Source organism: Pseudoalteromonas sp. P1-16-1b (assembly GCF_001401785.1).
Taxonomy (GTDB): Bacteria; Pseudomonadota; Gammaproteobacteria; order Enterobacterales; family Alteromonadaceae; genus Pseudoalteromonas; species Pseudoalteromonas undina.
Map to the genome: position 1 here is coordinate 1 of NZ_LKGQ01000024.1, position 23,262 is coordinate 23,262.

The following is a 23,262-nucleotide window of genomic DNA, read 5'->3' on the forward strand; positions in this document are numbered from 1 at the left end:
CACCTGACCCCATGCCGAACTCAGTAGTGAAACGAAACAGCGCCGATGATAGTGTAGCATTTGTTATGTGAAAGTAGGACATTACCAGGATCCAATTAAAGAAACCCGTTACAGCAATGTAACGGGTTTTTTGCTATCTGGGGTTTAGTAAATAGCCAAGAACCCATGCCAAACTCAGTAGTCAAACAAAACAGCTCGAAGGCGAGCCCCGCGGAAGGCCGCCCCGACACAATGATAGTGTGGCATTTGTTATGTGACTTTCTACCGCTGTGGGCACCATGACATTACGAGGATCCAATTAAAGAAACCCGTTACAGCAATGTAACGGGTTTTTTGCTGTTTGGGGTTTAGTAAATATCTAAGAGCCCATGCCAAACTCAGTAGCCAAAAAAAACAGCTCGAAGGCGAGCCCCGCGGAAGGCCGCCCCGACACAATGATAGCATCGCATTTGCTATGTGACTTTTTACCGCTGTGGGCACTGCGATATTCTACTGCGCTGTCGCTACGATGTAGCCCACCGACTCCAATTGAAGACATCAGATTAAAGTAAAAAAAGTCGGAACTTAAAGCCCTTACTATGGTTTGCTTATGCTGTAATAGTTTCGAAGTTTGTATTGAAATATTTTTATTGATATCAGCGAATCCCCTATTTGCTCAACATTACCATGCGGTTATGGATCTGACGTGTTAAAATTTAGTTTTAGATTTCGTATTATTGAGGTGTCGATTGCCAACGAGTGATTACCAACGAGTGTTAAATGAGATAACTCAAGAGGTTAAGCCTTTACTAACGCAGGGTAAAGTTGCCGATTATATACCGGCATTGGCAGAGGTTTCTCCTGAGCAGTTCTCTATTGCTATTTATACTACGGACGGAGAAATTTTCTGCGCCGGTGATTGTGAGCAACGTTTCACAATTCAATCTGTATCTAAAGTAATGACTCTGACATTAGCGTTGCAACGCTATGGCGATGAATTATGGAATAGAGTTGGCAAAGAGCCTTCTGGTACGGCGTTTAACTCTCTGACACAGCTTGAGTTTGAAAAAGGGATTCCACGTAACCCATTTATTAATGCGGGAGCGATTGTTACCTGTGATGCTCTGTATAGTCGTTTATCTGCACCTATGCACTCTATGCTTGAAACATTTCGCGATTTATCAGGTAATCGCAGTATTGTAATTGACAAGCAAGTGGCTAACTCAGAATATGAGTTTAGGCATAGAAATGCGGCAATGGCACATTTAATGAAATCATTCGGTAACTTTGAGAATGAAGTAGATGATGTCCTTTGGTCGTATTTTAATTTTTGTGCCATAGAACTTAATTGTATTGAACTTGCCAAGGCGTACAATTTTTTAGCCAATAAAGGGATAGATTACAGCTCGAATAAACGAGTACTTTCTAGTCGTCAAAACAAGCAACTAAATTCGTTGTTGTTTACCAGTGGGTTATATGACGCAGCGGGTGACTTTGGTTATCGTGTTGGCATGCCAGGTAAATCGGGTGTTTCTGGAACAATATTAGCGGTGTTACCGAATAGATTTACAGTGGCAGTCTATTCACCAGGATTAAACTCTTTTGGTAACTCAGTGGCGGGAATAGCAGCATTAGAGCTGCTATCTAAAAAGCTTGATATATCGATATTTTAGCTTTGTTTAGCGTAACGGGATCTTATTGATCCCAATACACTTGTTCTAAACAATCTTCGCGCTCAGGCAAACCACGAGATAAGCGAGGAGAGTGCTGTACAAGCACTTCAAAGCTTGCACGGTTAGCATATTTGCTAATTTGTGCGAGCGAAGAGTAGGTAATGGCTTGTTGCTGATGCTTTGCTGAATTAGCAACATTCAACTTATGATAAACATTCGCTGATAAGTCATGTAAAACCGCGGCTAAAGCACAGTCACCGGCACCATTGGTATTTTTAATCGAGTCAGGCCCACCCATAAACGGCGCAGTATGGCTATATGCCTTTATAGGATTCTCACAGTCAATTTTACGCATTGCACGTGAAAATTCATAACGATTAAAATCTGGTATAGCACCCGGTAATAATGGGTACTCTGTTTCACGTTTGCAGCTGTCATCAACAAAGCCAGCCATAAATAAGCCTTTTTCACCGGCTGTACAAATAACTAAGTCAACCCAGTCTAATGCTTTGTCAGCAGCAAGAAGTGGATCTTCATATCCAGTAATTGCTTGGCCTTCTTCTTCGTTCATAGCAAGTATATCAACATGCTTTTCTACAAAGTTAGCCCACCATGTCGGGTCCTGCTCGATAAGAAACTTAGTCCCTAGAGTTAATACCACCGGTACATTTGCATCGTTAGCGTACTTGATTGCTTGCATGGTCGCTTCGGTCATGGTTTCATCACCTTGAGTACGCATTAAATAAGCACTGATGACTAATGCTGATGAGCCTTCTATTAGCTCTTTATCAATTGACTCTGGCTTTAGGTAATTCATCAGGCCAGCACTAATAGCAAACGTGCGCTCACCTGTTTCATCAATCAAGGTAAAGCAACGGCCAATAGGACCATCGACTGGTTGTAAGTAGTCTAAATCTACACGACTTGAGTTATTACATAAAAATCGATAAGCATAACTGCCTATTTTTATATTTTCGCTCATTACGCCTAGTAGTACTGAACGATCATCAGCAAGTACGGAATAGTTGTGCATCGTGTTGCCAACGGTTCCTCCTGCGAATTCGTAATCGACCATATCGTTTAGTTTTAAGCGATCGTATAAAGCATTAGTGATGTCATTATCTATAACTTGCGACATCCCTCGGCGCAATTGAAATTCATCGAGAAAAGCTTGGTCAACCTTAGCTTCTATATCAACAACGATTTGATCGATCCCCGTAATATAGCTGCGGTGTAATCGTTCTGTGGCGTTAAGTTGATTGGTCAGTGGATCTTTGGCTTCCACTGGAAAATAATGTTTATGCCTGCGGCGTCCAGGAAATTTCATTTGCTACCCGTGTTGTGAGCTAAATAAAAAAAGCGAGAGATTATAGCGTAAATCCCGCCTTATGGGCCATGGTAAACCACTTAAATTTGTTTTATTTTTGCAATAAAGTGATCAATTACGCATTTTTTTACGCTAAGTTGGTATAATTACGGCATAAAAAATAGTTAAGTGATAATCATGACAGAGCCATTTGACGACCAATATTGGATGGAACAAGCCCTTGTGTATGCAAAACAAGCAGAGCAACTCAATGAGATCCCGGTAGGCGCCATTATTGTCAAAAATAATCAGTTTATAAGCGCGGGTTATAATCGCTCAATTACCGATAATGACCCATCTGCCCACGCTGAGATGATAGCGGTAAGAGAGGCCGGAAAAGTGCTTAACAACTATCGCTTAATTGACTGCACTTTGTATGTCACGTTAGAGCCTTGCTCTATGTGTGCAGGTCTGTTAGTGCACAGCCGAATTAAACGTTTAGTATTTGGTGCAGCCGATGCTAAAACGGGTTCTGCTGGTTCTATTATGAACTTGTTGCAAGAACCTCGTTTAAACCATCAAGTAGAAATAATGGGTGGGGTTTTAGAGACACAATGTGCTGAGACTATTTCTAGTTTTTTTAAGCGTCGCCGAGCACAAATTAAAGCCGCAAAGCTAGCCGCTCGCAACCTTAACAACGATTAGTCTGCAGCTGCTATTAAGGCGTCTAGCTCAGCCATTTGCTGCATAGCAAACATACGACGGCGCCAAATTATCTTTTTATGTAAGTTTCTTAACATCACTCGACGACGAGTGGCAGTTGAGTGTTTTATACAACGTTTAAGCTGATGTGTACGCCTACGTTTAAGCATTACTTATCCTTATGTGCTTGGTGATGACACCGATTTTAATACAATTGAGCCAGATTATTGAATAATTGATTGCAAGTAAACAACTATTTGCTGTTCTAACATGTAGCTAATATAGCGCGAAATTTTCATAGCGCTTTTATTTTTCTACGTCATCACTAATACGTTGATTTGCATCATCTGGTTTAATGCTTTTATCTTTTGTTTCTTTTTCTGTTTCGGAAGTTGGCGGTATAGTTGCCATTGCATTATTTTCATCTAGCCAAACTAGCGCATCGTAATAGCGACGAATATTATCAACGTAAGTCACTGCAACATCACCGCGAGCATAGCCATAGCGGGTATTACGGTAGTGACGTTTTTTTACTAGTAATGGTAAGCGCTTTTTAACATCAGCCCATTTATCAGGGCTAGCTCCCTGTTGTTCGGTAATTATGCGGGCATCATTGACGTGCCCCCAACCAACATTATAAGCGGCAAGTGCAAGCCAAGTACGATCAGGCTGCGGGATTCTATCAGGTATACGCTTGATTAATTTAGCTAAGTATTTCGCACCGCCACGTATGTTTTGTTCTGGTTCTAAGCGATTAGTAACACCGACTTGCTTTGCTGTGCGCCTTGTTAGCATCATAATACCGCGTACACCCGTTGGTGATTTAGCTCGTGGGTTCCACATTGACTCTTGATAACTCAATGCAGCAAGTAAGCGCCAATCAAGGCTACCCGCATATTGCACAAACCAAGGTTGATATTTAGGCAGTGTTTCTTTTATTGCATCTATATAGGCTAAGGTATTAACGTAATTAAACTGACGGACATGGCCAAAGTACTTTTCTTCAAGTACATAAAGTTGATTGTTTTGTTTTGCCTCACCAAAAAAAGGAACTAGCAATGCGTACAATGAGTCATCATTCGACTTCCTTAGTATCCATGCAATTGAATCATTACGCGTAACTGAAAAGCCAATACTCAAGTTAGGGTGATAGCGCCTAAATAACGCTAATGTATGAGAGTCCGCTAAGGTGTAATCTATTTCCCCATCAATAACGGCTTGTAATAACTCTTCTTCATCAAACTCTTCGGTTTCATTCCAAGTTAAATCTGGGTTGTTTTGTTTTATTTCTTCTAATGTTAATGAATGACTACTTTTAGCGATAACGGTGAAGTTTCCGGTTAAATCATCAAAATCACGAGGGCGTTCACGCCCTTGTTTAAAAACTAATTTTTGACTTATCGTTCTGTAAGTTGGGCCATAGCGGTAACGTTTGGCGCGCGCCTTGTTAAAAGTAAGCCCAGAGGCAATTAAATCGAGATCGCCACTATCTAAGCGCGCAAACATATCGGATAAATTAAAAAAGGGCACAATTTCAAGCTCTACCCCAAGGTAGTCGGCGAATGCTTGAGAGAGTTCAAATTCAAAGCCTTGTTCTCCTTGAACAGCTTGATAATAATTACTTGCACTGGCAAGTGTACCAACGCGAATTTTATTTTCTGATTTAATTTGGGCGAGCTGTGTTGACTGCTCTTGTGTGTTACAGGCACACAAAAGGATGACTAACGTAATGATTGTTATTAGCTTTATCTTCAACATATTCGCCTCTTTAGCATCGTATCTCCTGTTATAACAAAACTTACTGATTACGTCACTTACCGTTTAATCGCAGCCAGTAAAAAATAGGTGCAAACAAAAAGAAAAAGTTAATTTAATGAAAAGCGCATTTTTGAGTTAAATCTGAGAGTAATTTGGACTATAATACGCGCCTAAAATATCGTTCAATCCCTAACCCCGGGTGAAATTACTTATGTTGATCCTTCGTGGTGCACCAGCACTTTCAGAGTTCAGAGTTAATAAAATTTTAGCGCGTTGCCAACAATTGCAACTTCCTGTCACCAATGTATATGCCGAATACGCTCACTTTGCCGATTTAACATCGCCATTAAACAATGATGAGCAAACCAAACTTGAGAAGTTATTAACCTATGGACCAACAATTGCTGAGCATGCGCCAGCGGGTCAGTTGGTATTAGTAACGCCTCGCCCTGGTACTATTTCGCCATGGGCTTCAAAAGCGACTGATATCGCTCATAACTGTGGGCTTAAGCAAGTTCACCGAGTTGAGCGTGGTATTGCTTACTATGTTGAAGGTGATTTAAGCGCCGAGCAACTTACACAGGTTACAGCGCTTCTTCATGACCGTATGACCGAAGCTACTCATAGTAAATTAGAAGATGCCGCGCAGTTATTTCGCAGTGATGCACCTCGCCAAATGTCATCAGTTGATATTTTAGGTGGCGGCCGTGAAGCATTAGCCGTAGCCAATATAGAGCAAGGGTTTGCACTTGCTGATGATGAAATTGACTACTTAGTTGAAAACTTCATCAAGTTAGGGCGCAATCCTAACGACATCGAATTATTCATGTTTGCACAAGCAAACTCAGAGCATTGTCGTCATAAAATATTTAATGCTGATTGGACTATTGATGGTATTGAACAGCCAAAGTCGCTGTTTAAAATGATTAAAAATACCTTTGAGCATAATCCTGAAAATGTATTGTCTGCTTATAAAGATAATGCAGCCGTAATGAAAGGCTCAAAGGCGGGTCGCTTCTTCCCGAATGCGCAAGGTGAATATGCGTATCATCAAGAAGACATTGAAATATTAATGAAGGTTGAAACCCATAACCACCCAACGGCAATTGCGCCCTTTTCTGGTGCGGCAACAGGGTCGGGCGGTGAGATTCGCGATGAAGGTGCAACTGGCCGTGGTTCAAAACCAAAAGCGGGTTTGGTAGGTTTTACTGTATCTAATTTACGTATTCCAGGTTTTGAACAGCCTTGGGAGAGTGATTTTGGTAAGCCTGGCCGTATTGTTAATGCCCTAGACATTATGACTGAAGGCCCATTAGGTGGTGCTGCGTTTAATAATGAGTTTGGCCGTCCTAATCTTTTAGGTTATTTCCGTACTTACGAAGAAAAAGTAACGAGTCACAATGGTGAAGAGGTACGTGGTTACCACAAGCCAATTATGCTTGCCGGTGGTTTAGGTAATATTCGTGCTGATCATGTTCAAAAAGGCGATATTCCAGTAGGCGCAAAACTGATTGCGCTTGGCGGCCCTGCAATGAACATTGGTTTAGGCGGTGGTGCTGCATCTAGCATGGCATCGGGTCAATCAAACGAAGATTTAGATTTTGCTTCTGTTCAACGTGAAAACCCAGAAATGGAACGTCGTTGTCAAGAAGTGATCGACAAATGTTGGCAGCTAGGTGATGCAAATCCTATTGCGTTTATACATGATGTGGGCGCTGGTGGTTTATCAAATGCATTCCCTGAGCTTGTAGATGATGGTGGCCGTGGTGGTAAATTCCAGCTGCGCGATATCCCTAATGATGAGCCAGGCATGGCTCCACACGAAATTTGGTGTAATGAATCGCAAGAGCGCTATGTGCTTGCTGTGGGCGTTGAAGACTTTGCACGCTTTGAAGCAATTTGTAAGCGTGAGCGCGCACAATATGCAGTTATTGGTGAAGCAACAGAAGAGCGTCATTTAACGGTTGCGGATAGTCATTTTGATAACAGCCCTGTAGATTTACCACTGGATGTATTATTAGGTAAAGCACCTAAAATGCATCGTGATGTTACTTCGCAACAAGTAGTAGGCACTGCACTTGATATGGATGCTATTAATCCTGCGGATGCAGCGCAGCGTTTATTACGTTTACCAACCATTGCAGAAAAAACCTTCCTGATTACTATTGGCGATCGCTCTGTAACTGGTTTAGTAGCGCGCGATCAAATGGTAGGCCCTTGGCAAGTGCCTGTGGCTAACTGTGCAGTTACCGCAGCAACTTACGATACTTACCACGGTGAAGCTATGTCACTAGGTGAACGTACTCCAGCGGCATTACTTAATTATGGCGCCTCAGCACGTTTGGCTGTGGCTGAGTCTCTTACAAATATTGCTGGTGCTAATATTGGTGACTTAGAAAACATTAAGTTATCTGCAAACTGGATGGCGGCTGCGGGTCACCCTGGCGAAGACGCAGGTCTATATGAAGCGGTAAAAGCCGTAGGTGAAGAGTTATGTCCAGCACTTGGGTTAACAATCCCAGTAGGTAAAGATTCTATGTCAATGAAAACGACATGGAAAAATGAAGATGATACAACTGAGCAATCAGTAACATCGCCTCTATCACTGATTATTACAGCGTTTGGCCGCGTTGATGATGTACGTAAAACCGTCACTCCACAGCTGCGCACTGATAAAGGCGAGACATCGCTTATATTAGTTGATTTAGGTGCGGGTAAAAACCGACTGGGCGCATCAAGCCTTGCACAAGTATATAAGCAGCTTGGTGACGTTACTCCTGATGTAGACAGCCCTGAGTTACTAAAAGGCTTTTACAATGCTATGCAGGCGCTAGTGGCTGATAGCAAGTTACTTGCGTATCACGACCGTTCAGACGGTGGCTTGTTTACTACTATCGCTGAAATGGCGTTTACCGGACATACCGGTGTAACCGTAGATTTAGCGACTTTGACAGGCTCTGATATTGAAGCGCTTTATAACGAAGAGTTAGGTGCTGTAATTCAAGTAGCAAACAGTGATTTAGATGCTGTAAAAGCTGTATTTGAGCAGCATGGTGTTGCCGCAATTAGCCATGTGATTGGCTCGCTTAATAATGACGATAACATTGTATTTAATCGTGGTGAGCAAACAGTACTTAATCATACTCGTACTGAGCTTCGTATAATTTGGGCCGAAACAACCTATCAGATGCAAGCGCGTCGTGATAACCCTGAGTGTGCAAAGCAAGAGTTTGACGCTAAATTTGATGCAAAAGACCCAGGCTTAAACGTTAAACTTAACTTTGACTTAAACGAAGATATTGCTGCACCGTACATTGCGACAGGTGCTAAGCCACAAATGGCTATTTTACGTGAGCAGGGCGTTAACTCGCACCTAGAAATGGCTGCTGCGTTTAACCGTGCTGGTTTTGCTGCGGTAGATGTTCACATGAGTGATATTTTAGAAGGTCGTTTAACGCTTGAACAGTTTAAAGGTTTAGTGGCGTGTGGTGGCTTCTCTTACGGTGACGTATTAGGCGCGGGTGAAGGTTGGGCTAAGTCAATTTTGTTTAACGATATGGCACGCGATCAGTTCCAAAGCTTCTTCCATCGTGAAGATACCTTTAGCTTAGGTGTATGTAACGGTTGTCAGATGCTATCAACATTAAAAGAGTTGATTCCAGGTACTGAACATTGGCCGCGCTTTGTAACTAATAAGTCAGAGCGTTTTGAAGCACGCTTTAGTCTGGTTGAAATTCAAGAAAACCCATCGGTGTTCTTTAATGGTATGGCAGGTTCACGTATGCCAATTGCAGTTTCACATGGTGAAGGTCATGCAGAATTTGCAAATGATGCGGCAACTAAGGCTGCACTTGCAAGCGGCACCGTAGCAGTTAAGTTCGTTGATAACTACGGTAATCCAACAACACAGTACCCAGCAAACCCGAATGGTTCACCTGAAGGGATCACCGGTATTACATCAACAGATGGTCGTGCAACTGTAATGATGCCACACCCTGAACGTGTATTCCGTGCGGTTGCTAACTCTTGGCACCCAGATGAGTGGGCCGAGGATAGCCCATGGATGCGTATGTTTAGAAATGCGCGTAAAAATGTAGGTTAATATACACGCTGGATTCATGATCTAAATGTAAGATAAAAAGGCTGCCTTGTGCAGCCTTTTTTGTTTAGACTGTTCAAGGTTCAAGGTTCAAGGTTCAATAAGGATAGTATGATCAAACGCATCGCATGGGGAATCGTGTTTTTATTTCTGAGTGTTTTAACACTGGGTTATGTATTTCGTATGCCTATAACTCAATGGGCTATAGCGCCATCTTTGAGCCAATCTGGCGTTGAACTACATTGTTTAGATTGGTCACTAAACTCAAATATTAGCTTAAACGTAAACCGATTATGTTTGACTTACCAAGGCCATAAAATTGAGCTTGGTGGCATTGTGGCTGATACAAAAAAAATAACTGTTGGCCGCGCTAATCTTCGTTTAAATGATAGCGAGAGTGTCTCAGCAAGTAATAATTCCTTCAAAAAGCTGGCACTTAGTTTACCCAAAGAGCGGCCGAAAATTGATATCAAAAGATTGTTAATTACCCACCCACAACTTCATGATGAATTGGTAGTTAGCATTGGTGAAGAGAAGCTAAATACATTTGTGATTTCAGGTGATGCAATCGCAGAGGTAACAGTCAGCAATCATAAAATTACTGGTCACTTTAAGTTAGTTGATGGATTACTAACAAAGATAAAGCCGATACCCGCGCTTTCATTAAACAGTGGGCATGAGTTCACCTTTGATGGGTTATCCGTTGATATAAAATCAAACATAGATGCTGAGTTTACACAGCAATTTAGTAAATGCCCAGTAACGCTAAAGGCTTTTGGTGATATGAATATTTACTATCACTTTAACGATAAAAAAGCCTTGTTAAATACACAGCAATTAACCAGCTTGGTAACGTTTGATAGTGATTGTTTGGCGCTTATAAACAATCAATCACAGCGTGAATTTGTAGCCAAGCAACTGCCGTTAAAATGGCAATTGATGCTCAGTGATACGGTAAAGTTTGAAAACGGACAACTTGTTATACCGTCAATGCTATTAAACACTAAAAATAGTGAAACGAAGCTGAGCCTGAAAAACCTAGCAATTAATATTCAGCAGCCGTTAGAGTATGCCAAAGGCAATATTAAGTTATTGTTTATCAGTGAAGACATTGAGCATATAGAAATAGATGCAGCTTTAAATAACTTGGCTGTGAATGGCAACTACCAATTAAACGTCGATGAGCTGCCTGGTTTTTTACCCGCATCAGCTAAAAAGGTAGCAAGCACTGGCCTATTTCAAATAGAGAATGTTTTACAACATAAAAAAAATGCGAAAATAACCAGCGAGATTGGTTTTGCTGAGCTTAGTTTTGATAAATTAACAGTAAAGGGCTACAAGGCACAGTTTACGACTGAGATTGACGATAAACAAAATATCAACGCAAGCTTGGATAGCCATTTACGCTCAGCGGCTTATGAGCAATACCAAGTGCGTGGTGTAAATAATCAATTATCAGCATCTTCTAGTTTGGCTGTTGGCGAATTATTTGTCGATTTAAACAGTGAAACTAAACTTACCCAACTTAACAGTGACTTTTTAAACCTAAGTAATATTCGCATAAGCTCTAAATGCCTGCAAAGTCGGGCGCTTCAAGCCTCACATCATGTATTTATTGATGGTATTGAGTTGGTAGCCAGTCACCACATATCTGCTGTGGAACACCCATTTGAGATAACAGTTGCAGATCAAGCTGTGACTAAATTTAACCCTGTTTTACAGCAGTTTGAACCATTAGCCACGCTGACCGATGGTAGCTTTAATGGGGTTGTTCGCGGAGATGTTAATTTACAGCAGGCTGATTTTGCATTTCAAGTCGAACAGGTAAGTGGCTTATACAACGATTATTTAGCTAAGCATTTTAGCACTCGCTTAACGGGTTCTTATGATTCAGGGCAGCTTAATGTGGCTCCTACTACATTTGAATTAAATGAGTTACGAGCAGGTGCTGTTGTGAGTAACATTGTCGGTAATTTTAGTGTTGAGAACTCTATTGCTCGCGCTGAAAAAATAACTGCTGATGTACTTGGTGGTCGTTTTGCTTTGGATAGCTACAAAGTGACGGAAAAAGCGCAGCAGTCTTTGGTCACATTTGAAAATATTGATGCGAGTAAACTTATTACCTTAGATGATAAATCAGGCATTACACTAACTGGTCGAGTGAATGGCCGCTTACCTGTTTACTTTGATCAAAAAGGTATTTCGGTAAAATCTGGTGAATTATCTAACAAAGGAACAGGTAAACTAGTTATTACTGACAATGCAGCTTTTGATGCAGTTAAAGCTCAGCAACAAGAACTGGACCCGATTTTAAGCTTGTTGGAAGATTTAGACATTCAGAGCTTAAACAGTAGTGTTGACTTAAAGCCTGACGGTTGGCTTTATTTAGGTGTAAACTTAAAGGGATACAATAAGGAACAGGCGCAGCAAGTTAACTTTAATTACAACCATGAAGAAAATGTTTTTACACTCTTAAGAGCATTGCGCTTAAGTGATGAAATTACTCAAAAAGTTGAACAAGAGTATTCAACAAAAGGAACTAAAAATGACTAAATGGCTGATAATACTTACAGCACTGGGGTTGCTTAGTGCATGTACGCACCGCGTTGAAGTGGCAGCGAAAGAGCCTATCACCATTAATTTAAATGTGAAGGTTGATCATGAAATTCGCGTAAAAGTTGATAAAGAGCTAGATGACTTATTTAGCGATGACAGTGAGTTATTCTAAGGAGCAATTATGAGTTTATTAAAAAATAAAAAGTTAAACGTGATCACACTTTTAAGTGCCGCTTTATTGTCATTTTCTGCTTGGGCAATCAGTTTAGATGATGCTAAAAACCAAGGGCTTGTGGGTGAAGATAGCTCAGGTTATTTAGGTTTGGTTGTACAAAATGCAGAGGCTAAAGCGGTTGTTGATGAAATTAACGCAAAGCGCAAAGCACAATATTTAAAACTTGCGAAAAAGAACAACTTGTCACTTGCTCAAGTAGAAGCACTAGCGGCGGCAAAAACCATTGAAAAAACCCAAGCAGGGCATTTCGTTGAAGTTAATGGTGAGTGGGTTAAAAAATAACTCTGCGCATTATTAAAAACCAAAAACCGAGCTTATGCGCTCGGTTTTTTGCAATTTTTAAGTAGCTGCTGCCAAAAGTGAATTCCCTTACGGCGAGCTAAGTTGATATTGTGTTCAGGAATTGACTCCGGCTCGTTGTATTCATCTAGTGCCGCGCTCATACTTGCTTCACGTATTAAGTGTAAAGTAGGAAAAGGCGAGCGATTAGTATAATTTGCAGCGTCATCTTCATCACTATCAGCAAAAACATAGTCAGGATGAAAGTTTGCAATTTGGTACTTCCCCTCAAAACCTTGTGCAACTAATAGCGCATTGGCTAAGTCAACAAGGTCTAAAAAATCTTCAAAATCAGTAAAGCCATTATCAAATATTAACAAAGTTGTTTCACGCTGAGGATCACGGTCAAGCTGGGTACATTGTTCAAGCATATCCATAACAGCATCATCAATTTTTGAGGTGTTACTAATGGTGTAGTGAATGCAGTTATTTTCAACTTCTTTACGGGCAAATGGACAAAAATTGTATTTTACAATCACAGCGCTTACCCATTCACGGGTTTGAGATATAGCTAAGTTGGTCACGATTTTGGCTCTAAATAAGGAGTTATAATGGCAAGCGTTTTGGCAATAGCGCCTTGGTTTTTAGCAACGCACTGAGCTGCTTTACTGCCAAGAATATCACACGCTTTGGTGTTTTTAATCAAGCGAAGCAATGCAAGCACCAGTTCGTCAGTATTTTCAACCACATGGGCGCCTTTGAGTTTAATAAGTTCAGGGTAAACATGGTCAAAGTTGTAGGTATGAGGGCCGGTAAGTACACCCACTGAAAAAGCTGCCGACTCTAATGGGTTATGGCCACCACGACGAATTAAACTGCCACCAATAAAACTAATATTAGCGGCACCATATAGATATTGTAATTCACCTAATGTGTCGGCTAACACAATTTGTTCATTATTATAATTTTTTTGACTGCGACGACTAAAGCTAAGATTCGAGTGAGTCAGTAGCTCTGCAACTTTATCAAATTGTTCGGGGTGACGTGGCGCAATGATCAGTAAAGCGTCAGGATGTGTTTCTAGTAGTTGCTGGTGGGCTGCTAAAATAAACTCATGCTCTATAGGGTGTGTAGAACCTGCGACCCATATAAAGCGTTCTGCTTTTTTATAATATTGCTTTAAAGAGGCTACTTTATCGAGTTGTGCAGTGGTTGGGGTAATATCAAATTTTATTGATCCCGTTACATGGCTTTTTTCAGCAGGTAGCCCTAATTCAATAAAGCGATTTGCATCGGTTTTGTCGTGACTTGCAAGTGCGGTAATTGATTGCATGATACTGCGAGTTAGCTGGGCCACTTTTTCGTAGCCTTGCTGAGACTTTTCAGATAGTCGTGCATTAACTACCAATACAGGTATATTTTGTTTGTGCGCATTAGCCATTAAGTTCGGCCATAGTTCAGTTTCTAAAATACAGAGTAATTGCGGTTTTACTCGTTTTAAAAAGCGAGTGGTGGCCATTGGAAAATCAATGGGTAAATAACTAACAGCAACGCTGTTTTTAAATTGTGCGCTAACTTGCTCTCGTCCTGTTGGAGTATTGCAGGTAATTAAAATATTTAACTGCGGTTGTTCATGTTGTAGGGCTTTAATTAAAGGGGTTGCAGCTAACACCTCGCCCACAGAAGCACAATGAAATACAGCTGGTTTGTTGTTTGAAAATAAAGCGCGGCTTATGAAGCCAAAACGTTCCTTAAAGTGAGCGCGATATCCTGCGTTTTTTTTACCTCTTAGTACATATAAGTAAAATACAATCAGTGGGCTAATAATAATTAATGCGAGTGAATAAAAAATGCGTGCCATACTGTTGCTTTGTATAAATGAAAGTGGCGCTAGTTTAGCGTGAAATCGTTTTTTTCTAAATACACAAATATAAAATAGCAACTTGAAAAAGGTAACAACGATAAAAACCTTCTTTATCTGAATAATAACTTTCTACCCGTACTTTAATTTAGTTATATAGAGGTGATTTGGCTATAAAATTATGGAATAATGAAATTAATTTTTCCTGCCATTTCAGTTCCAAGAGGAATATCTCATGTCAATTATAGATTCAGTGGCAACTAGCTACCTAGAAAGTTTAAATCGTCACCAAGTATTGTTCGAAACCATGGAGGCGTATCATCAAGAGGTAATGCAGTTGTTAGAAGCATGTCATAGTGCTTTACAGGCTGGTGGTAAGGTTGTTTGGTTTGGTAATGGCGGCAGTGCGGCTGATGCTCAGCATTTGGCTGCAGAGTTTGTGGTACGTTATAAGTTAGAGCGAGGACCGTTAGCGTCTATTGCTCTAACCACAGACACCTCTATTTTAACAGCGCATAGTAATGACTATCATTTTGACACAGTATTTGAACGCCAAGTACAGGCGCTATGTAAACCTGAAGATATTGTAATTGGCTTAACCACATCGGGCACCAGTAATAATATTAATTTAGCGTTAGAAGCCGCTAATAAAATAGGAGCATTCACTGTTGCATTTACAGGTCGCGATGGGGGGAAAGTAAAAGACATCGCCAAGTTACCTATTATTATTAAAAATGATGAAACAGCCCGTATCCAAGAGGCGCATATGTTTATCGGCCATTGGTTGTGTGAAGCCATGGATATGGTTGTTGCGGAGCAGCAGTAATGGATTTATCGCTATTAAAAAACTTATCAGCAGCGCGTATTTTAGTGGTTGGTGACGTTATGCTAGACCGCTACTGGTATGGTGATTCTGGCCGTATTTCGCCGGAGGCACCAGTACCCGTTGTAAAAGTCAGTAAATTTGAAGACAAAGCCGGTGGTGCCGCCAATGTGGCTAAAAATATAGCCCGACTAGATGGCAAAGTGGGTTTACTTGGCCTAATTGGCGAGGATGAAAGCGGACAAATTTTAGAAAACATTCTAGAGGGTGAAAAAATAAATTCACAGCTTGTGAGTGTATGCGATTTGCCGACTATTTCTAAAATGCGGGTGATCAGTCGTCATCAACAAGTTGTGCGTTTAGATTTAGAAGAGGCTTTTAATGAGTCTCATAGCCAGTTGTTATTAAATCGATTAGAGCTGGTGCTGAGTGATTACGACTTTATTGTATTTTCTGATTACAACAAGGGCTCACTCGCGCTAATCCAAAAAATGATTTCGGTTGCTAAAGATGCAGGTAAAACCGTGCTTGTTGACCCTAAATCATCTGATTTAGAGTTGTACCGTGGAGCTGATTACATAACCCCTAATTTAAATGAGTTTAAATTAGCGGGTGGTCAGGTTGGTTCAGAAGAGTTGCTTGCTAGCAGCGCGCGTACCCTGATTAGTGATGCGGGTATTAACGCCATGCTACTAACACGCTCAGAACAAGGTATGTCGCTAATTGATGCAACGCAAAAGCATGACTTTGCAGCGCAACAACTCGAAGTAAGTGATGTAACCGGTGCGGGCGATACTGTTATTGCTACATTAGCTGTAATGCTAGGTGCGGGTATGACCGCCAAAGATGCAGTCGAAATTGCAAACTTAGCTGCCGGTATTGCAGTAAGTAAATTGGGAGCGGCTACGGTTTCTCCTGAAGAGTTGAGCCGCAAGTTAGGCCAATACTTACAAGCCACTGGCGAGCATTATCAAACCCCATTTGATGATGTATTACAACATATTGAATTTGCAAAGCAAAATGGAGAAACCATTGTATTTACTAATGGTTGTTTTGATATTTTGCATGCAGGCCATGTGCGCTATTTAGCGCAAGCTAAAGCGCGTGGTGATAGATTAGTGGTTGGTTTAAATAACGATGAATCCATTGCCCGTTTAAAAGGCCCTGAGCGCCCAATTAACCCATTAGATGAGCGTGCTATGGTTTTAAGTGCATTAGCCTCAGTTGATTGGGTTATTCCGTTTGGCAGTGAGGCTGAAAATGACACACCAGCAAAGCTAATTGAGCAAATTAGCCCAGATATTCTTGTTAAAGGTGGTGATTACACTGTTGAGCAAATTGCCGGTGCTGAGCACGTGTTGCGTCATGGCGGAAAAGTAGAAGTGCTTGAGTTTTTAGATGGTTGCTCTACATCAAAAGTGATTAGCAAAATTAAAAGCTAGCTAGTTAGTGAAATAAAAAAGGGGATAAACTTTGGTTTATCCCCTTTTTTAATGCTTGCAAAACTAAAAGTTATATTCGAACTTTGCAAATGCAGACGTATCGTTTTCTGCTCCATCGTTATTAGAGGCAAGTCCGCCAAGGGTTAAGCGCCCCCCCATGGCAAGCATTCTGTAACGTACTTCAAGCTGTTTAGAGCTAAATGCTGTTTTGGTAATCGAGTTACCTAAGTCTGGGTTATTTGGGTATCTATCACGGTTGTCGCTGTTGTAGTCTACATCACGTAATTTTACTTGCCAGTCAGTTCCGCTTGAGAGTTGCCCAAGTACGGTTAACACTAGCGATTGCGCATCATTATCATAGGTAGAGCCGATAGGGCGACCATGGTAACGATACCCTGATTGGTAATCAGTGTGCTCATAATAGCAGTTTTCGGTCGTTGACCCCGCAGAGCAAGACACACCTGTATCAATATATTCTAAGTTGACTAGTAAATTCTGCTCGTAAACGCGATGTGTTGTTTGTAAGCCAAATAAGTACGCTCTATCAGCTGGTTTAAACTGTGAGCTCGCATCTTCACCAATCGTGCTGGCATAAACGGCATAAGGTTGGTTAAATAATGTGTCTGACCAACGAATATCAATACCTGCTAATTGATTACCTATTTTTGATTCTAACTGGCTATCACAATTAGTAGTGCCATCAACACATTTTGTATCACCGGTAATCATATCAATAAAGTCACCAGCCGAGCTTGGTTGTCCCTTACCAGCCCATTGTGCTGACCAGCTCAGTGCTATTTCTAATTGTTGAACGGGGCGAAAGTTAACCCGAGTGCTCCACAATAACGCATCAGGAATAACGCGGGTTGATTCCAGCTTAGCCATTTGTGCAGTAAACCCCCACTGACCTATCCAACTTAACCAAGGTGTTTCAAAGGCACTACTTTGCTCACGAGAAATACTAATGGCAGGTAAAGGTTTTGCATTACCAGACATAATTAAGCTGTTATCAACACCCGGCCCCCAAAATTGCTCAACGGCACCTGCTCTTACAATCCAATTACCCATACGATACGCTAAATAGCTGTCATCTAGAGAGGTATCATTGCAGTCTTTTAGTGCTTGCTCGTTTTGAGCTATATCATCAGTTGTTTTACCGTCGACTAAGCAGTTTTTGCCATCACTACGATGATTAATCGCTATTTTAGCTGCAAAGTTATGTCCTAAATAAGCGTAGGCAGCAGTTAACTCTGATTCTTGGCTATTGGTGGCACCAAAGCTAGTGGCTACTAGAGGATCTGAGCTGGCAAATGCCGAAAGCTGTACACTATGCGAACCGCTATTTTCTGACTTATAACGATGTTTTACACGTAATAACGCATCCTGCAGGCGAGGAGATAACTGTTCTAACGAAGTATTGTTTACATCATTAATAAAGCTTTTCCACATTAATGGGTACGTTGTTACTGGCGCTAAAATTATACCTGCATCGGCAAGCTGTTGTATATCTGCTCTAAGAGCATAATCATCAGGCTTTACCCAAGGTTCAGCATTTACGGTTGTAGTTACGGCACAAAAAAGCGAAGAAAGTATAAAAAATTTGTTTCGCAAAGCTCAGATCCTTATGATTGAAATTGCTAACAAGTTTAGCAATCTACGTCCTTTATTGCAGTAATTAAATCAACTCATTAAAGAGATATTAGAAAAAAATATTACTATATATTAGATTAAAACACCGCGGCTCTATCGCTAAAAAGATGGCGTTGATATACTCGCAGCAAAGAAAAAATAGAGATAGTAATGAGCAACAAACGACTTTTATTTATTCCCGTGTCATCGCCAGAAGGTATTGGTGAATATATGCGCTCGTTACAGCTAGCTCAAACCTTAAAGGCTGAGTATGGCAAGCAGTTAGATATTCATTTTATTTTAAATAAACATACGGCTTATGCTAAAAACTGCCCATTCCCTACCTTATTGTTAAATCAATCGGCAACAAAAGAAAATACGCACGTATGTCAGTTTATTAAGCAATACAAACCAGATGCGGTGCTATTTGATTGTGCAGGACGCGCTGAGCAAATGAAAGCTGCAAAAAAAGTGGGTGCTAAAGTTGTTTTTATTTCACAGCATGCAAAAAAGCGAGCAAAAGGTTTAAAGCTTAATAGAGCGGGCCTTATTGATACTCATTGGGTGGTTCAGCCTGATTACTGTATTGAACCTCTTTCGTGGTATGAAAAGCTAAAATTGAGCATGTTGTCTCTGGCCTATCCTGCTAATGTTGGGCCATTTACAGTGTTTGCATCAGCGCAACAAAAATCCGATGCACTAACCCGTTATCAATTGAAAGAGAAAGAGTTCTTTATTGTTAACGCAGGCTCTGGTGGGCACACTCTTAATGGACAAAACTGTGCTGATATCTACTATAAAGCAGGACTGAATATTGCGAAAGAAACAGGTTTAAAAGGGGTTGTGGTGTTTGGTCCTAATTACACTAAGTCGTTACCTAAAAGCGATGAGTTAATTTGTTTGCCAAGCCAAGAGGGGACTGAATTTTTAGCCTTACTAAGTCAGGCTAAGGTGGCATTATTAAGCGCGGGCGATACTTTACTTCAAGCCATTGCTTTACAAACGCCAACGATAGCATGTGCTATTTCAAAAGATCAAAATGAGCGAGTTGTTCGTTGTGCGAGTACCGGTGTTGTTAAAGAGGCTGAGCTTGATATTTTAGATATTACCCAAAAAATAAAAGAGCTACTCTTGGAACCAAATTATAATAATACGGTTGGCCAATACAAGTCGTTAGAAAGTGTGCATAGCTTTGATGTCATAACGAAAGGAGTAAAAGCGTTGTTAATAGGAAATAAGCTATGAATATTGTTATTGTAATTGACTCCCTCGTTGGTGGTGGCGCTGAAAAAGTAATGCTTACTTTGGCGCAGGAAATGGTATCAAAAGCCCACAATGTGACTATTTTGTCATTGGCGCAAAATATTGAATATGACATTCCAAACACCTTATCTGTTGAAAGTTTATTTTCAGGTCGAGCAACAAAAGTTGATCGATTTTGGCAGATAAAAAAGAATGTTAAAGTATTAGAGACATGGTTTGAGCAAAAGTTACTTCAACTTGGTTCTATTGATTTAGTACTTTCTAATTTAGATCGTAGTAATAACTTATTAGCAAAAAGTAAAATAGAAAATATCCATTTTGTTGTTCATAACTCAGTTAATGCTGAACTTGCTAGGCAAAAAAAATTAGGTCCATTTTCTTATTTATATCTTAAAAGAAGCAAACAAAATTTAAATGGGAAGTCTTTGATCTGTGTTTCAAAAGGTGTTGAAGAGGAAATACGCCAGAGCCCTTTAATTACCCCCAGCGCAATGACAACTATTTACAATCCTTTTAATTTTAAAATTATGAATGAGCAAGCAAATGAGGTAAATATCAACATACCGACCTCTCCTTATCTTATTCATGTTGGACGATTTGCTAAACAAAAACGTCATGATGTTCTGTTTGCTGCATTTGCTAAATTAGATAAAAAATATAAATTAGTATTATTGTGTAATAAGAAAGAGAAAGCATTTAAGTTAGCCAAACAATACGGAATCGAAAATCAACTTATTGTTCCTGGATTCGAACAAAATCCTTATAACTGGATTAAGCAGGCTAAAGCTCTTGTATTAAGTTCTGACTTTGAAGGGCTACCAACCGTATTAATTGAAGCTATAGCCATAGGTACACCCGTGGTAAGTACTAATTGTAATTTTGGTCCCAATGAAATATTAACCGAAGAATTAAGCAAATATCTGGTACCAACAGAGCAAAGTGACTTATTAGCAAAGGCCATTGAAGACGTTTTAATTGATAGCCCCGATATGAAAAAGGCCACTATTTTGAAAAAGGTCTCTGCAGATGCTGTAGCAGACCAATATTTAGCAATGGCGCGCTGAATATTAGCATTCGAGCTCTTGGTTATAGTCATTATGTAATGTTTGCCAATCGTTTTGCTGCCAATGAAAGTGGCTGTTGCGGCTTTGCTCTTTTAAAAAGGAGCGCTGTAGGCGAGACATGTTGCTTTGTTGCCATTTTTTATTGGGCACTTTTATTTCGCCACGGTCAAAGTCGATAATGTAAACGTCGCCAGAGTCATCAAATAAAATATTATTAATATTTAAATCAGCGTGATACACCCCTTTATTATGAAATTGGGCAACAGTTTGTGCTATTTTTTTTATCTCAGCTTCACTCAATGTGCGCTCAATCAGTATATCTAATATACTTTTAGCGCCGCTGATTGCTTCAGTAATAATATCACCTCGGTAAATGAAGCCATGTCGGCTCACTTTAGCTGCAATGGGCTTTGGTACATTTAAACCTAACTCTATTAATTGCGTCATTAAGCTAAATTCTTGATAAACGCGGGTATGCTCAAGTCCCCAATATAAATATTGGTCACTAAGTAGCTTGCCTATGAAGCCGCCACGCCAATAATGGCGTAACACAGCCGTTAAATCTGCGTGTTTAAAAAACCAAGCAGTTGCACGCCCTTTTTTAGCCCCGACAATTTTTTGCTGTTGTTGCCAGAAATCGGGGTCAAACCAATCTAACTCTATTTCGGTGCTATATTGAGGGTGGCTTAAAATGACATGGTTATTTTTGATGTGTTGATTAAACATAGCTCATAGGATTCGCTTTAATATGTGCATATATTAACGTGTTTTCAGGCTAAGGATAAGTACTTGCAATGACGCGATTATAATTTAAGATCGGGTTTTATTATTTTACTCCCAAGGAAACGTGTGACTTCAGCGCCTACTTACACTTCAATTTGTATTTTACGTCTTTCTGCTATTGGTGATGTATGCCATGCAGTGAGTGCGGTACAAGCAATTCAAAAAGCGCATCCAAATGCTAAAATTACATGGGTGATAGGGAAAGTCGAGGCGATGCTGTTAGCAGATTTGCCTGGCGTTGAGCTTGTTGTATTTGATAAAAAACAAGGTAAAGCGGCACTGAAACAGTTAAAGCAAACCTTCCAAGGGCAGTGTTTTGACGTACTGCTTAATATGCAAGTGGCTTTAAGAGCTGGTTTTGTCGCTCGCTGTATTCCTGCCAAAGTTAAAATTGGTTTTGACTGGGCTCGTTCAAAAGAGCTGCATAGTTTATTTATTAATAAACGCATTAAAGCCCAATCTCAGGCGCATGTTTTAGAGGGATTTAAAGGCTTTGCTCAAACGATTGGTGTTGATGATTATGTCCCTGTTTGGAATATGCCCTACACCGACAAAGATCAAGCTAAAGCTGATGAGCTGTTAGGTGACGATTATTTATCACATAAGCTATTCGTTATTTCGCCAGCAGCAAGTAAAGCACAGCGTAACTGGTTAGCCGAACGCTATGCCGCGCTTGCGGATTATGCACATACACAGGGGTTTAAAATAGTATTAACTGGTGGACCGACGGAACTGGAAATTAATTTAGCAAATAACATCATTAAACACAGTGATTCACCCATTCTGAACTTGGTGGGTAAAACAAAACTCAAAGAATTATTGTGCGTACTTAAGCGTGCAGACTTAGTACTTGCGCCCGATACAGGCCCAGCTCATATGGCGGTGACTGTGGGCACGCCTGTTATTGGCTTATATGCGCATTCAAACCCAGCGCGAACGGGGCCTTATTTATACCAAGATTACGTGGTTGAGGTTTATCACCAAAACTTATTAAAGCACACAGGTAAAACCGCCGAGCAATTACCTTGGGGTACTCGGGTTAAAGGCGATGATTTAATGAGTCAAATAACCACGGATGCAGTAAAAGAAATGTTTGACCATGTTATTAAAAAAGAGTCGTTATTATGAATGATAAACACATAAATAAGGCGCTTTTTTTAGACCGTGATGGTGTAGTAAATGTTGACCATGGCTATGTATTTAAAAGCGAAGAGTTTGAATTTATAGAGGGTGTGTTTTCAACGTGTAAAGCATTTTATGACGCGGGCTATAAAATAATTGTTGTAACTAACCAATCAGGTATTGGTCGAGGTTATTACTCAGAAGCCGATTTTTTTGCCCTTAACACATGGATGAAAGCGCAGTTTACTCATCATCAAATTGAGATTACTGATGTTTATTTTTGTCCACATCATCCTAAAAATGCATTGCCAGCGTATTTAACAGATTGCGATTGCAGAAAACCAGCCCCCGGGATGTTGCTGCAAGGAATAAAAGATCATCATATAGACCCTACACTGAGTGTCATGGTAGGGGATAAATTAGGTGATATGCAAGCTGCTATTAGTGCCAACATACGCACTAAAGTGCTAGTTCGTTCGGGGCAAACGTTTGACGAGCAAGCCGCAAAATCTGCAGACTATGTTTGTGACTCAATCAAGGAACTTCCTGTTTTGCTTGCTGATCTCATTTAATATATATCTCATGCCTGTAAACTGGCAGCTTTTCCTGCCAATTAGCTAATTTGCGACGAATGACAAACAGTGCAATTTGGCGCTTAAACTTTTACAATACCCCCATTATAAATAGC

Annotated in this window: 19 protein-coding genes; 12 read left to right on the forward strand and 7 right to left on the reverse strand. The window is 40.4% G+C overall.

Annotation, left to right across the window (positions count from 1 at the left end; all coding sequences use genetic code 11):
- The first annotated feature begins 728 nt into the window (after positions 1–728).
- On the forward strand, positions 729–1,652 hold the full coding sequence (gene glsB, locus AN392_RS15010) for a glutaminase B (protein WP_010390961.1): 924 nt from the start codon (positions 729–731) through the stop codon (positions 1,650–1,652).
- 22 nt (positions 1,653–1,674) lie between these two features.
- Here the strand turns inward: glsB and AN392_RS15015 are convergent, their stop codons facing one another.
- Complete coding sequence (locus AN392_RS15015) at positions 1,675–2,979, reverse strand: inosine/guanosine kinase (RefSeq protein ID WP_055013160.1); 1,305 nt, start codon at positions 2,977–2,979, stop codon at positions 1,675–1,677.
- 177 nt (positions 2,980–3,156) lie between these two features.
- Between AN392_RS15015 and tadA the strand changes: the two genes are divergently transcribed.
- Positions 3,157–3,663: a tRNA adenosine(34) deaminase TadA gene (gene tadA, locus AN392_RS15020; protein ID WP_055013161.1), complete on the forward strand. Its 507-nt coding sequence runs from the start codon at positions 3,157–3,159 to the stop codon at positions 3,661–3,663.
- Here the strand turns inward: tadA and AN392_RS18655 are convergent.
- Together AN392_RS18655 and mltF are read right to left on the reverse strand one after the other, a co-directional pair.
- Positions 3,660–3,830 carry a hypothetical protein gene (locus AN392_RS18655; RefSeq protein ID WP_008468235.1) on the reverse strand — a complete coding sequence of 57 codons (171 nt, stop codon included), beginning with the start codon at positions 3,828–3,830 and terminating at the stop codon, positions 3,660–3,662. The two genes, tadA and AN392_RS18655, sit on opposite strands and share 4 nt — an antisense overlap.
- Before the next feature lie 136 nt (positions 3,831–3,966).
- On the reverse strand, positions 3,967–5,418 hold the full coding sequence (gene mltF / locus AN392_RS15025) for a membrane-bound lytic murein transglycosylase MltF (protein WP_055013162.1): 1,452 nt from the start codon (positions 5,416–5,418) through the stop codon (positions 3,967–3,969).
- A 211-nt stretch (positions 5,419–5,629) separates the two neighbouring features.
- Between mltF and purL the strand changes: the two genes are divergently transcribed.
- The 4 genes from purL (at position 5,630) to AN392_RS15045 (ending at position 12,590) form a co-directional block, all read left to right on the forward strand.
- Positions 5,630–9,520, forward strand: coding sequence for a phosphoribosylformylglycinamidine synthase (purL, locus tag AN392_RS15030; protein WP_055013163.1), 3,891 nt, complete (start codon positions 5,630–5,632; stop codon positions 9,518–9,520).
- A gap of 108 nt (positions 9,521–9,628) precedes the next feature.
- Complete coding sequence (locus AN392_RS15035; protein WP_055013164.1) at positions 9,629–12,070, forward strand: YdbH domain-containing protein; 2,442 nt, start codon at positions 9,629–9,631, stop codon at positions 12,068–12,070.
- On the forward strand, positions 12,063–12,245 hold the full coding sequence (locus tag AN392_RS15040) for a YnbE family lipoprotein (protein WP_008115575.1): 183 nt from the start codon (positions 12,063–12,065) through the stop codon (positions 12,243–12,245). Before AN392_RS15035 ends, AN392_RS15040 begins: the two co-directional genes overlap by 8 nt.
- A gap of 9 nt (positions 12,246–12,254) precedes the next feature.
- Positions 12,255–12,590, forward strand: a complete 336-nt coding sequence (locus AN392_RS15045) for a YdbL family protein (RefSeq protein ID WP_008115577.1) — start codon at positions 12,255–12,257, stop codon at positions 12,588–12,590.
- A gap of 32 nt (positions 12,591–12,622) precedes the next feature.
- Here the strand turns inward: AN392_RS15045 and AN392_RS15050 are convergent, their stop codons facing one another.
- Entirely contained in the window at positions 12,623–13,171 is a 549-nt protein-coding gene (locus AN392_RS15050) for a DUF1415 domain-containing protein (protein WP_055013165.1), read from the reverse strand.
- On the reverse strand, positions 13,168–14,448 hold the full coding sequence (gene waaA / locus AN392_RS15055; protein ID WP_055013166.1) for a lipid IV(A) 3-deoxy-D-manno-octulosonic acid transferase: 1,281 nt from the start codon (positions 14,446–14,448) through the stop codon (positions 13,168–13,170). The genes AN392_RS15050 and waaA overlap by 4 nt, the downstream gene beginning before the upstream one ends.
- A 235-nt stretch (positions 14,449–14,683) precedes the next feature.
- Here waaA and AN392_RS15060 point away from each other — a divergent pair, with 235 nt between their 5' ends.
- Together AN392_RS15060 and hldE are read left to right on the forward strand one after the other, a co-directional pair.
- Entirely contained in the window at positions 14,684–15,274 is a 591-nt protein-coding gene (locus tag AN392_RS15060) for an SIS domain-containing protein (RefSeq protein ID WP_008115583.1), read from the forward strand.
- The gene (gene hldE / locus AN392_RS15065; protein WP_010390981.1) at positions 15,274–16,713 is read left to right on the forward strand and encodes a bifunctional D-glycero-beta-D-manno-heptose-7-phosphate kinase/D-glycero-beta-D-manno-heptose 1-phosphate adenylyltransferase HldE; all 1,440 of its coding nucleotides are present in this window, start codon (positions 15,274–15,276) and stop codon (positions 16,711–16,713) included. The genes AN392_RS15060 and hldE overlap by 1 nt, the downstream gene beginning before the upstream one ends.
- Before the next feature lie 63 nt (positions 16,714–16,776).
- On the opposite strand, the gene AN392_RS15070 is transcribed toward hldE, so the two are convergent.
- A complete protein-coding gene (locus AN392_RS15070; protein ID WP_010390982.1) occupies positions 16,777–18,324 on the reverse strand; it encodes a capsule assembly Wzi family protein in 1,548 nt (515 codons plus the stop codon).
- A gap of 189 nt (positions 18,325–18,513) precedes the next feature.
- On the opposite strand from AN392_RS15070, the gene AN392_RS15075 reads away from it, so the two are divergent.
- Both AN392_RS15075 and AN392_RS15080 read left to right on the forward strand, forming a co-directional pair.
- Positions 18,514–19,587 carry a glycosyltransferase gene (locus AN392_RS15075; protein WP_010390984.1) on the forward strand — a complete coding sequence of 358 codons (1,074 nt, stop codon included), beginning with the start codon at positions 18,514–18,516 and terminating at the stop codon, positions 19,585–19,587.
- Positions 19,584–20,669 carry a glycosyltransferase gene (locus AN392_RS15080; RefSeq protein WP_010390986.1) on the forward strand — a complete coding sequence of 362 codons (1,086 nt, stop codon included), beginning with the start codon at positions 19,584–19,586 and terminating at the stop codon, positions 20,667–20,669. The genes AN392_RS15075 and AN392_RS15080 overlap by 4 nt, the downstream gene beginning before the upstream one ends.
- A 3-nt stretch (positions 20,670–20,672) precedes the next feature.
- On the opposite strand, the gene AN392_RS15085 is transcribed toward AN392_RS15080, so the two are convergent.
- On the reverse strand, positions 20,673–21,395 hold the full coding sequence (locus AN392_RS15085; protein ID WP_055013167.1) for a 3-deoxy-D-manno-octulosonic acid kinase: 723 nt from the start codon (positions 21,393–21,395) through the stop codon (positions 20,673–20,675).
- Positions 21,396–21,518: 123 nt separating this feature from the next.
- On the opposite strand from AN392_RS15085, the gene AN392_RS15090 reads away from it, so the two are divergent.
- Together AN392_RS15090 and gmhB are read left to right on the forward strand one after the other, a co-directional pair.
- On the forward strand, positions 21,519–22,580 hold the full coding sequence (locus AN392_RS15090; RefSeq protein WP_055013168.1) for a glycosyltransferase family 9 protein: 1,062 nt from the start codon (positions 21,519–21,521) through the stop codon (positions 22,578–22,580).
- Positions 22,577–23,146, forward strand: coding sequence for a D-glycero-beta-D-manno-heptose 1,7-bisphosphate 7-phosphatase (gene gmhB, locus AN392_RS15095; RefSeq protein ID WP_055013169.1), 570 nt, complete (start codon positions 22,577–22,579; stop codon positions 23,144–23,146). Before AN392_RS15090 ends, gmhB begins: the two co-directional genes overlap by 4 nt.
- Positions 23,147–23,262: the final 116 nt, after the last annotated feature.